An 11,546-nucleotide genomic window follows, 5' to 3' on the forward strand; every position below is an offset into this window, starting at 1 on the left:
CTCGGGAGCCCGTGTCCGCCGGCCGGCCCCCCTGTCTGTCATGCACCTGACATTCACTGAGTACGTGCACCTCCACCCCACGAGGAGAGCCGCATGCCGAACCGTGTCCGCCGCACCCTGCTCGCCGCCCTCACCGCCACGGCCCTGATGTCCTCGGGGCCGCTCCTGGCCGGCCCCGCCTCCGCGGCCCCCGCGGCCGCCGCCTGGGACACCGACCGATCGGCCGCCGCCTACCAGGTCAACCCCGCCGCCGTCACCGCCTCCGGCAGCGAGAACGCCGGCACCGCGCCCGGCCTCGCCTTCGACGGCAACGCCTCCACCCGCTGGTCCAGCAACTTCGCCGACGACGCCTGGATCCGCGTCGACCTCGGCTCGGTCATCCGCGTCGACCGCGTCGTCCTCGACTGGGAGGCCGCCTACGGCAAGCGCTACGTCCTGGAGGTCTCGAAGAACGGCACCGACTGGACGCCCTTCTACACCGAGACCGCGGGCACCGGCGGCACGGTCACCGCGCACACCTACCCGCAGGAGGTCACCGGCCGCTACGTCCGCCTGCGCGGCCTGGAACGCGCCACGCCCTACGGATACTCGCTGTGGAACGTCAAGGTCTACGGCGGCGAACCCGCGCCGGCGTCGACGACCCGCACCAACCTGGCCCTCAACCACCCGGCGTACTCGAACCTCTACCAACACGCCGGGAACTCACCCGCCTTCGTCACCGACGGCGGCTGGCCCGCCAACCTCAAGGACGACGCGACCCGCTGGTCCAGCGACTGGAACGCGGACCGCTGGGTCTCGGTCGACCTGGGCGCCCCGTCGTCCGTCTCCTCCGTCGACCTCTACTGGGAGGCGGCCTACGCCGTCGACTACCAGCTCCAGGTCTCCGACGACAACCGCACCTGGCGCACGGTGTACCAGCCCTCGGCCGCCGACGTGGCCGCCCGCCGCGCGAACGTGAAGTCCCCGTCCGAGGCCGTGGGCCTGCACGACACCGTCACCCTCCCCGCACCGGTCACCGGCCGCTACGTCCGCATGCTCGGCAAGGAGCGACGCTCCTTCTACAACCCGGCGCCCGCCACGGCCCAGTTCGGCTACTCGCTGTACGAGTTCCAGGTCTGGGGCACCGGCGGCAGCGCCTCCGCCGCCTACCCGGCCCTGCCCGCCGACCAGCCGGGCACCTACCGCACCACCTTCTTCGACGACTTCACCGGCGCCGCACTCGACCGCTCCAAGTGGCGGGTGGTGCGCACCGGCACCGAGATGGGCCCGGTCAACGGCGAGTCCCAGGCGTACGTCGACTCACCCGACACGATCAGCACCCGGGACGGCAGCCTGATCCTGAAGGCGAAGTACTGCAAGGGCTGCACCCGGGCGGGCGGCGGCACCTACGACTTCACCTCGGGCCGCATCGACACCCACACCCACGTCGACTTCACCTACGGCAAGGTCAGCGCCCGGATGAAACTGCCTGTCGGCGACGGCTTCTGGCCCGCGTTCTGGCTGCTCGGCAGCAACGTGGACGACCCGTCCGTCTCCTGGCCGGCCTCCGGCGAGACCGACATCATGGAGAACATCGGCTACGGGGACTGGACCAGCTCGGCCCTGCACGGCCCCGGCTACTCGGCCGACGGCAACATCGGCGCCCGCCAGACCTACCCGAACGGCGGCACCGCCGACCAGTGGCACACCTACGCGGTCGAATGGACCCCGACGGCCCTGCGCTTCTCCGTCGACGACCGCCTGGTCCAGGAGACCACCCGCAACAAGCTGGAGTCCACCCGGGGTCAGTGGGTGTACGACCACAACCAGTACGTCATCCTCAACCTGGCCCTCGGCGGCGCCTACCCGGCCGGCTGGAACAAGGTCACCTCGCCGTACTGGGGGCTGCCGCAGTCGAGCGTGGACAGGATCGCGGGCGGGGGAGTGCAGGCCGAGATCGACTGGGTGCGGGTGGAACAGAAGGGCTGACCCGCCCACCCGCGCGCCGCCGTCCCCGGCCGGCGGCGGCGCACCAGCGGAACCGCGCCGATGCGGTCCCGGGTGCGGGGCATGCTGCCGGGGCTTTGCTGGTGATCGATCGATAGGTCACCGAGTAAGCCCGACCGGGCGGACGCCGCGAGCCTTCCCGGACCTCGGCTCTGCCTCCGGCCTGTCGCCGGCCACCGTCACCCGACTGACCGCCCAGTGGAGGGACGACCAGACCGCGTTCCAGGAGCGCGACCTGTCCGGCACCGACTACGTCTACGTGTGGGTGGACGGCATCCACCTGCGGATCCGCCTGAAGGAGGCGAAGGCCGCCGTCCTGGTGGTGGTCGGGGTGCGCGCGGACGGCACCAAGGAGCTGGTGGCGATGACCGACGGCTACCGCGAGTCGTCCGACGCCTGAGCCGGCGTCGACCTTCGCCACCGTCCGGCTGCGGACCAAGGTCACCAAGGGCGCCGGCTCCCGAGCCGCCGCCCTCGCGATGGTGTTCAAGCTGGTCGATCAGTATGACAATCACCGGCTCCTGGCCTCCCGAAGCTGGTCACTGGAGGCGCGGAGCTGTGGAGCTCCAGTTGTTGCCATGCCTCATCGCACCCGATGGAGCGCAGCGACAGCGAGTCCGCAGACAAGGACAGGTGAGGATCGCGATCCCCTCCTACCTAACGAGGTCCCAACGGAGCTGGTGCAGGCGGCCCCTTGCAGCGCAGAGCTACTGTAAGTTCCTGCCATGAAGCAGGGTAAAGAGGTCGAGAATCCGGAGTCGCGCTTCTTCGCGGTGCTGCTGGCGGCAGCCAAGCTCCCCGGTGTGCGTATCCACCGAGAGGCGTACCTCCGGACGGCGCTGGCGCGCCACTGCACCGAGGATGAGATCCGCGTAGCGATCGAAGAGACCCCCGCTGCGGCGGGTATCACCGTCGACGTTGTGGAGAAAGCGGCCAACGACTCGATCCGCTACGAGACCGCCAAGGTCAGCGCTCTCTCCGCCGCGGCCGGTATACCCGGCATCCTCGCCCTTCCCGCAACGGTGCCCGCCGACTTGGCACAGTACGTCGGCCACATGCTGCGTATCGCGCAGAAGCTCGCCTATCTCTACAGCTGGCCCGAGCTGTTCTCCGACGAGGGCGATGACGTCGATGACGCGACCGTGGGGGTGCTCACGCTGTTCTTCGGCGTGATGTTCGGCACCCAGTCGGCGAACGCCGCCGTGGGGAAGGTCGCGGGGATGATGTCGGAGCAGGTCGCCAAAAAGCTGCCTCAGAAGGCGCTGACCAAGGGCGTCGTCTATCCCATAGTGAAGAAGGTCGCGGCCTACATCGGCGTCAAGATGACGAAGGAGTCGTTCGCGAAGGCCGTCTCGAAGGCCATCCCTCTCGTAGGGGCTGCTGTCTCCGGTGGGCTCACCTTCGCGACCTACCTTCCCATGGCCAAGAGGCTCAAGAAGCATCTCGCCGGCCTGCCACTGGCGGACCCGTCGCACCGAGTGATGGAGGGGGAAATCGTGGACGGCGAAGTCGTCGAAGAGCACGAATCCTTCGTCCCGGCACAGGCTGAACCGCACGGCGCGGACTCCGCTGCCGTCAAGCTGGAGGAACCCAGGTCCTGACGCCGCGAGAGCCCTCCTGACTGCGCAGTGTTCCGGCCTTCCGTCTTCGACGCAGGCGCGGGCCCGAGTTCTCGGCTGTGGGACACCTTCGCCGCTTCCGCGTTCAAGGAAGACGCGGAGCCGGGCTTCTGCTGGACCCAGTACACCGGTCACGGGCCCGGCCCAGAGTTGCTGGGTGACCCGCGCTCCGTGCTGGAGATCGGCTGCGGCACCGGCCCGTGCTCTCGTCCACCTTGCTCGGCGAGGTATCACTGCCCTCACCCTGTGCCGACCTTGATCAGAACTTTGCCGCCCCTTGACCGTGATCGCGAGAGCAAACCGGCTCGGTCATCTACCGGCTTCGGGCCGGTCAGCCGACTCAGGGGGAGCAGAAGACGCCATGGGCGACCACAGCGACGGCAAGGTACTCGACATCAAGATCGCCGATCTGAAGGCGACGGCCCCGGATTTCCATAGGCACAGCTCCGACCTGGCCAAGGCGCTGACCAAGCTCAAGACGGCTCTGGCGGCGGCCGGTTCACCATGGGGTGACGACGAACAGGGGCAGAAGTTCCACGAGTGCTACGGCCCGCACGTCGAGAGGATGGAGACCGCCGCCGGTATTCTCGCGCTCGGCCTGGCCAGCATCGAAGCGGCCATGACCGACATGGCCGACGGTCACATCGACAACGAACTGCTGGTCCACTCTATGTTCAGCAAGATCCAGCCCGCCCCGCACGACGGCCACGGGAGCGCGCAGTGAGCGCGGCCGACAAGGCCAAGGAGATCGTCCAGGACCTGACCGGCATGTGGTGGCCGGATGCCGACGAAGGCGGGCTGCGGGACGCGGCCAAAGCCTGGAGGGACTTCGCCGACGACCTGGAAGACGTGACGACAGCCGCGAACAAGTCGGCGCGCGGCATCATCGAGCACAACAAAGGGGAGGCGATATCCGCCTTCGACGACCCCTTCTGACGCCGGTACTACTACGACGGCCACGGCTGGCTCCAGGACATGATCGATGGAGCCCGCGACATGGCCAAGGCCCTCGACCAGTACGCCGACGTCGTCCACAAGGCCGTCAAGCATCTGGAGCACGAGCTGGAGATCGTCGGCGCCACCATTGTGGCCGGCACAGCCCTCGCGGTCTTCACGCTGGGCATCTCCGAAGGCGCCGCGGCAGCCGCCACCGCCTCGATCCTGGAGCTGTCCGCCACGCTCGGCGTCACCGTGTCCACGGAGATCGCCACCATCGCCGGCACCACCCTGGCCACGGCCGCCATCGGTGGACTCGAGTCGATCACCGTCGACCTCGCTGTCACTCAGCCCGTCGCCATTGCCACCGGCGAGAGCAAGGGCCTCAGCCTCGACGAGGTGAGCGACTCCGCCCTCTATGGCATGGAGTTCGGCGGCGCCTTCGGGGCAGGTGGGAGTACAGCCCGAATCGTCGCCGAGAACGGCGGAATGGAGGGCCTGTTCAACGGCTTCCGGCTGAACAGCGCGGCCCTCGACGAGATGGGCAAGTCCCGTACGTGGAAGCTGATCCAGTCCCCCGACTCGAAGATTCCCGCTCCTCCGGCGCGGGCCGGCGACTACGAGTTGGTCTCGGGCGACCCGGTCTACTTCGGGAAGAACACCACCACGGTGGGTTACGACGAGCGCACCCTGAACAACCTGCAACGGGTCGCCCGTGTCCCCGGCGTACACGACGTGGTCGTCCACGGCACGGACGAGGGGGTTTTCGTCCCCGGCCGCATCAACGCCGCGGGGAAGACCCTTACGGACTTCGAAGTGCATCCCAACCACATCGCGGACGCGATCCGCAGCAACCCCAACTACCACGGTGAACCGGTGCGCCTCATCTCCTGCTACTCCGGCGCCGACGCGAGACCGCCCGAGCTGCCCCTCGCGCAGTCCGTCGCCAACGAGCTCGGCGTGCCCGTGACGGCGCCCACGAGCAAGGTGGGAACGTCCCCCCAGCTCGGCCTCAACCAGACCCCCACCATCGGCAACAATGGCTACTGGCGCACCTACCTGCCCATGGCCCACTAGGGCAGGCTCACAGGAGTGGAAATGATCAAGCGAGCGGGCTTCTATCGGGAGATCGGCGGCCAGGCCACCACGGCGGACGATGCGCCGTCGCTGCGCGACGCCGTACAGGACGGTGGGCCCTGGGACGAGGACCGTATCCTCGCCTACCTGGAATCGGCCCTGGAGATCTACTCCACGATGGGCGCCGAGCGCGACGTCCTCACCGGCGAAGAGTGGATCGTGGGCTCCGGATCCCTGATGACGGATGGCACCTGGCTCTGGCCCGTCGATCTCACGCACTACGTACGTCGTCACCACGCTGCCCTGCCGCAGGAATTCCTGGACCACATCCGGGCCAACAACTACACGGTGCCTGTCGTGCCCGACGAACGGGCCAGGCACATTTTCCAGGAGGAGTTCCCGGACCACGCCCCCGCCGCGGCCCCGTCCAAGGCTGCGGGCTTCTTCACCTGGTACGTGCCGAAACTGGACAGCGCGCGCGCCCATCAGCTCCTCACGCATCTGGAGACCGCCGGGCTCTCCGCCGTGCACCCGCTGACCAATGCCCTCTTCGGATTCCGCGAGACGCCGGTCGGAAGCCGTGAGCCGCTGATGGGGGATGGCGCAGCCCTGGCCGCCGCCTTGGCCGACGATCGATACTCGAAGGCTGAGTTCACCTGCTGGAAGGGCTACGACCAGTCCCTGACCGGCATCGTGCGACGCACGGACGAGACGACGCAGAGCATCACGCTGCGCCTCACCGACGTCCCCGTGTCCGACCGCGAGGAGGCGGTCGCGGCACTGGTGCGCACGCTCGATCAGGATGCGGCCGACTGCCGCGGGTTCGTCATCGACCGAGCCGGCGTTTCGGCTTCCCAGGACTGGGACCGCATCCTCGTCGGCGACGGAGGGCACTTCACCGTGTGGCCCGACACCGTCGGCATCCTCCGGGACCGCGTGGGCGACCACCCTGAGCTTGCCAACAGCAAGCCGACTCCTTACGGCCCTCTCGACGTCTTCCACCGCGTGTGAACCTTCGACTGCCCTACAGGTCCCAGCACTGGTCCGACGGTCCTGATCGGGGTTCCGTCCGTTCAGGGTGCGGACGCTGTCGGTTGATCGATCTTCATCGAGGGGGTACACAGCGCAAGGGACAGCGGCCGCCCGTCCGGTTGCCGGACGTCCCGGGAACGGAAGGCGGCCTGTCGTCGCCGCCCGGAGGCGGTGACCAGGGCAGACAGCGAGAGGGGGCCGTGTTCGGCTCAAAGCTTTACGTCGGCCACGCGGTCGACGCACAGCTTGCGCATGCCGTCCTCGTCCGACGTGAACACGGTGATCGGGCCGGGCTGTCGCAGGGCGACGGCGGCGAGGGGCGCGTCGATGGCGTACTTGTGGCCGTGCAGACCCGTCTCCCTGAGAAGGCTGGTCGCCTCCTCGGCGATCTCCCCGGTCACCGGGTCGGCACGGAGCAAGGAGGGCGCCCAGTGCGCCAGGCCGGCGGGCAGCGCGTCGGATCGTGTGCCTCGACTCGCTCTTCACGCGAGTCCGGCACATCCTGAGCGAACCGGTACAGATGAGGGTGCATAGCACACACGTGACCGAACGGCTCCGAGAACGAGACGCGCCCCTGCAGACCTTGACACGCTTCGATCCAGGAAGCTGGGAGTTGGTCTCGACAGAGGTGCGCACGGACACCGGGAAATGGGTGAAGTCGACCTGGCGGGTGCGGGCGGATGAGCGGTACTGGTGGGTGGTGATCGGACTGGGCAATGCGCTCGTCACAGTGATCGACGTCGATCCGTAATCATCGGGGTATGGGTGAGGGCGTCACTACCGGAGGCCCCCTGTACGCACGTCTCGACGCCGTCAACGCGGAGCTGATGCGTGGCGTGCAGAAGCGGCCCGGCAGTCGCAGACATCCCCGGCCTCTCGCCGGTCCTGAGAAAGGGGACGGTAACAGCGGCCGACTGCCTGGAGCGGGTACCGGCTGGACCCTCCAGCGGCACCACGCGGTGGCACGGCCATACCCGGTCAGGCGCCGACCGACGCACCGCCGCACGGCACCGGCCCGGAAAGGTCCGGGTCGCCGAACTCCGTGCGCAGGGACTGGAACGCGGTGACCTTGTCCTCGCCGAAGCGGCGGACGTGGGCGGTGTACTCGTCGGCGGTGAGGAACGCCGACGGGCGGGACTTGGTGTGGAACTTGTCCGCGTACATCACCAGGCGCTCCTCCTCGGTGACCGCCAGGTAGTCGGCGGGCGGCAGCGGGAGGTTCCGGCTCAGGATGTCGTGCCGGGTGAGGCCGACGCCGGTGTGGTGGGAGCAGAACCGGCGCAGCGGCTCCGGGTAGCCCTCCTGCTCCAGGATCTCGTGGCCGAGCAGCCCGTGCCGGATGTACTGCGTGTGGTCCAGGCGTCCGTCGTCGTCGTAGAGGCGGTAGACGCCGATGTCGTGGAGGAGGCAGCCGGCGCGGACCAGGCCGGCGTCGAGGTGGCGCAGGCGCGGGTCGGACAGGAGCTGTTCGGCGATGCTCCAGACGATCTCGCAGTGGGTGTGGACGAGGGCGAACGCCTCGGCGGTGGGCGCGTACCTCTCGTGCAGCGCACGGATCTCGTCGGGTCCCGGAATGCTCATCCGGTGAGCGTAACAACCGCCGCGGAGTGCTCCGTACGGCCCTGCGGGCCGGGACCCGGCCGGTCCGGACCGGCCCGCTCCGGCCGGGAGCGGGCCGGGCCCGGTCATCGGATCGAGCACTCCTGCACGCTCAGCGGCTTGGTGCTGCCGGCCGGCCTGCTGCACAGCACTTCCGTCTCCGAGACGCCCTGCGGGGTCCTGCGGACGCGCTTGAGCACGATGCTGTGGCCGTGCCGTTCGCCGTACAGGGGCGCGTCGGTGAAGTCGATCGTCCCGGTGGCCATCCCGTCGAGCTTCACGCCTCTGAGGTTGACCCAGGTCGCCGCGCGGCTCTGGGGCACGTCGCCGAGGCTGGCCGCCCAGTACAGCGCGCGCGTCGCGTCGTGGGCGAGGGCCGTCTGGCCGCTGGCGAAGCCGGGGGCGTCGTAGGCGGCTTCCTTGCCCTTGACCCAGGGCAGGTACTTCGCGGCGTCCTCGTAGAAGGCGGTCGTGGACGCGGCCTGTCTCAGTTCGGCCAGGGCGGCGTGGTAGAGGGTGATCCGCGGGGCCACGCCGTCCCGGCCGCCCGTGCCGGAGAACCTGGCCTTGCTGAGGTCGTCGCCCGTGAGGATGGAGATCTCCCGGCCGGCGCAGCCCGGTTCGGTGCCCAGCTGGGTCATCAGCGGACCGATGTCCTCGACCCGTCCGGCGAAGTAGATCACCGAGGGGACCGTCCTGCCCCGGCAGATGCTCTCCGCGTGCAGGCGCAGCTCGGGCTTGCCGTTCGCCACCCGGTAGCTCCGCCCGGGCAGCAGCCGGAAGTGCTCCCGGCGGAGCATCCGGCCGCCGTAGAAGGCCTGTTCGCTGGTGTAGCGGTCCTGCGAATCCTTGGTGTCGCGGGCCAGCACCAGCGCGTACGGGTCCTTCTCCCGGGCGCGCAGCTGCCGGGCGACGAGACCGAGCGCTTGCGTCTGGTGCTCGTCGGGCGCCGCGAGGCTGAACCAGTTGGAGAACTGCTTCGGCAGGTAGGTCGCCGAGTTGGTGCCGGAGACGACGGGCAGCCCCACCGACTGGAGCCGGCGTGTGACGTCGAGGCTGCTCTGCAGGTCCCGGCCGAAGCCGACCACGCCGACCACGGTCGGGTCCCGGTCGGCGTACTCGGCGATCGCGTCCGCCGTCACGCGCTGCTGCCCCATGTCCACGCCCCCGTTGGCGAGCAGCACCCGGAGTTTCACCGTGTAGTTCTCGTTGACCACACGCTGGGCGAGGTACACGCCGGCCAGCTCCTCGGCACCCTTGACCAGGGAGGAGTCCGTCGCGGAGGAGCTGAGCGGTCCCGCGTACACCACGGTGACGTACGTGCCGTGGTGGTGGCGCAGCACGTCGTCGTTCTCGGCGCGCACCCGGTCCTCCAGCTCGCGCAGCCGCCGGCCCTCCTCGTCGGCCCCGCCCGGGAGGTACGCGCCGAACCGGATGTCCCCGGTGGCTATGCCGACGCACTCCGTGCCACCGCCGGGCGCGGGACGCCGTACGGTGTCGCGGTCGGCGCTCAGCAGCCCCGCCGAGCAGTAGGCGCGGTGCAGTTCGAGGGAGTGGACGGCACCCGCGGTGCCGGTGAGGACGAGGACGAGGAGCAGGGAGTACGCCGACCACACCACGCGGGCCAGGGGCGGCCGGTGCCTGGCCCGCACGCATCGCCAGTCGGTCTGCCGCAGCGGCAGCAGGTCGTCGCCGGGCAGCGGCACCCTGAGCACCCAGGGCAGGGCGTTCGTCCGGCTCGGCGACTGGTCGGCCCGGAGGTTCCCGGCCCACTCGTCGTACCAGTGCCGCAACCGCTGCTGCAGGCCCCAGGGCGGGGGCACCGGCCGGCCGGCCGGCGGGTCGGCGTCCGTGCCGCGGTCGAGCAGCGCGGCGTCGCCGGCCGCCACGCCCGCCACGATGAGCAGCGGGTCGAGCTCACTGCGCCGGCTGCGGACGTCGCTGACCGCCCTGACGAGTTCGACGCCGCCGTTCTCCTGGCTGATCCGGCGCAGGAACAGCACCGGCGGACGCGTCCGCTTGAACCCGCGCAGGTCCCAGCTGCCACGCCGGTGGTTGTCCCGCAGGTCCTCGAACAGCGCCAGCACGTACAGCTGGAGCGGGAACGGGCCGCCCTCCCGCATCGCCTCGGCCACGTCGTAGGTCCGCGCCGCTATGGCCCGCCAGGAGCGGACGGGCCGCAGCAGCCGCACGCTGGTCGACCGCCGGCGGGCGGCGGACTGGAGGAACGTCGTGGTCAGGAACCACCGGCTCTCCCTGCGCAGCCACAGGAAGAGGGGGGCGCGCCCGGGGACGTGGTTGAGGCCGGCGAGCAGGATCATCAGTCCGATGCCCGCCAGGACGGCGACGTACCACTCGGGGCGGGTGAGCAGCGCGGTGAACGCGCCCAGGACGCCCATGGGCAGGAACTGCTGCACGTCGTTGAGGAGCAGCTGCCGGTGCCGGCGCGCGGGTCTGCGGGGCCGCCAGCGCTGCCGGGCCAACAGGCGCAGCAGGTGCGTCTGGGCCTGCTCGCGCTGCGCGTTGCCGTCCGGGGTGCCGGCGGGGACGGTCGGCCAGTGCTCCCGCATCTCCGGGTCGTCGGTGGCCTCCTGGAGGGCGCGGACGAGGTTGAGGCGGGGGAAGGCGTAGGGCCGGTAGGCGGCGGACCGGCCGCCCCACTTCCTGGAGTCGCCGAGATCCCACAGCAGCCGCGTGGCCCTGGCCAGGGGGTCGACGTCCCCCGGCTGCGGCTCGGTCGGGGCGACGGCCAGGCGCGTCCCGTGGCGCTGCTGTCCCTCGCACAGCTCGTCGACGAGTGCGGTGACGCGGTCGTCGTCGGCGGGGTCCTCGGCATGCAGCACGATGACCGGCATCGGGGAGTCGCTGGTCCGGAAGTCCTGGATCAGCGACTCCAGTTGCCGCTGGACGTCGATTCCGGCCTCCGTCGACATGCCCGGGTGATCACCCGGGCAGTCCTGAGGCACTGCGAAGTCACGGCCGTGCATGGACACCCCCCGTGGTCTGAAGACACATGTGTCACAAGCGCTTTGTCAGAATATCGCCTGACAGTGACAATCGCCCCCGACGGAACGCCGCGCCGGCGGGACACGTGCGGACGCCGGAACTCCGTGGACGGGGACGCCCCGGCCGCGGGCGAGCCGTACGGCATCCGCTCGCCGTGGGTGTGTCAGCGCGGGGGTGCGGGGTGTGGGGGCTCGGGTGGGTCCGCGGCATGCGGAAGGGCCCGGACCGGCACGCCGCCAGCGGGCTGTAGCCGGCCTTCGTCCGCTCCTCGTTGACCAGCTTCAGCACCTC

Annotated in this window: 10 protein-coding genes and 2 pseudogenes; 9 read left to right on the top strand and 3 right to left on the bottom strand. The window is 70.0% G+C overall.

All coding sequences use genetic code 11. From position 1 onward, the window contains the following. The first annotated feature begins 93 nt into the window (after positions 1-93). The 8 genes and pseudogenes from ABZ923_RS39540 to ABZ923_RS39575 all read left to right on the top strand — a co-directional run bounded on the left by ABZ923_RS39540 (position 94) and on the right by ABZ923_RS39575 (position 6,629). Positions 94-1,968 (top strand): discoidin domain-containing protein, encoded by a 1,875-nt coding sequence (locus tag ABZ923_RS39540; RefSeq protein WP_361482670.1) that lies wholly within the window; start codon positions 94-96, stop codon positions 1,966-1,968. Between the two features lie 112 nt (positions 1,969-2,080). Next, positions 2,081-2,383: pseudogene (locus ABZ923_RS39545) on the top strand (transposase); the annotation flags it as partial. Positions 2,384-2,711: 328 nt separating this feature from the next. Beyond that, positions 2,712-3,587: a hypothetical protein gene (locus ABZ923_RS39550; protein WP_361482673.1), complete on the top strand. Its 876-nt coding sequence runs from the start codon at positions 2,712-2,714 to the stop codon at positions 3,585-3,587. A gap of 27 nt (positions 3,588-3,614) precedes the next feature. After that, positions 3,615-3,843 (top strand): annotated as a pseudogene (locus ABZ923_RS39555) (class I SAM-dependent methyltransferase); the annotation flags it as partial. Positions 3,844-3,966: 123 nt separating this feature from the next. Further along, positions 3,967-4,329: a hypothetical protein gene (locus ABZ923_RS39560; protein ID WP_361482676.1), complete on the top strand. Its 363-nt coding sequence runs from the start codon at positions 3,967-3,969 to the stop codon at positions 4,327-4,329. Further along, positions 4,326-4,541, top strand: coding sequence for a hypothetical protein (locus tag ABZ923_RS39565; RefSeq protein ID WP_361482679.1), 216 nt, complete (start codon positions 4,326-4,328; stop codon positions 4,539-4,541). The genes ABZ923_RS39560 and ABZ923_RS39565 overlap by 4 nt, the downstream gene beginning before the upstream one ends. Positions 4,542-4,580: 39 nt before the next feature. Next, the gene (locus ABZ923_RS39570) at positions 4,581-5,618 is read left to right on the top strand and encodes a hypothetical protein (RefSeq protein ID WP_361482682.1); all 1,038 of its coding nucleotides are present in this window, start codon (positions 4,581-4,583) and stop codon (positions 5,616-5,618) included. Between the two features lie 21 nt (positions 5,619-5,639). Then, entirely contained in the window at positions 5,640-6,629 is a 990-nt protein-coding gene (locus ABZ923_RS39575; protein WP_361482685.1) for a hypothetical protein, read from the top strand. 230 nt (positions 6,630-6,859) lie between these two features. Here the strand turns inward: ABZ923_RS39575 and ABZ923_RS39580 are convergent, their stop codons facing one another. Beyond that, positions 6,860-7,069, bottom strand: coding sequence for a hypothetical protein (locus tag ABZ923_RS39580; RefSeq protein ID WP_361482687.1), 210 nt, complete (start codon positions 7,067-7,069; stop codon positions 6,860-6,862). A gap of 122 nt (positions 7,070-7,191) precedes the next feature. On the opposite strand from ABZ923_RS39580, the gene ABZ923_RS39585 reads away from it, so the two are divergent. Beyond that, on the top strand, positions 7,192-7,401 hold the full coding sequence (locus tag ABZ923_RS39585; protein ID WP_361482690.1) for a hypothetical protein: 210 nt from the start codon (positions 7,192-7,194) through the stop codon (positions 7,399-7,401). A gap of 227 nt (positions 7,402-7,628) precedes the next feature. Here the strand turns inward: ABZ923_RS39585 and ABZ923_RS39590 are convergent, their stop codons facing one another. Beyond that, positions 7,629-8,231: an HD domain-containing protein gene (locus ABZ923_RS39590; protein WP_361482692.1), complete on the bottom strand. Its 603-nt coding sequence runs from the start codon at positions 8,229-8,231 to the stop codon at positions 7,629-7,631. A gap of 104 nt (positions 8,232-8,335) precedes the next feature. Further along, a complete protein-coding gene (locus ABZ923_RS39595) occupies positions 8,336-11,182 on the bottom strand; it encodes an ABC transporter substrate-binding protein (RefSeq protein WP_361482695.1) in 2,847 nt (948 codons plus the stop codon). Between the last annotated feature and the right edge of the window lie 364 nt (positions 11,183-11,546).

Source organism: Streptomyces sp. NPDC046881 (assembly GCF_040645015.1).
Classification (GTDB): domain Bacteria; phylum Actinomycetota; class Actinomycetes; order Streptomycetales; family Streptomycetaceae; genus Streptomyces.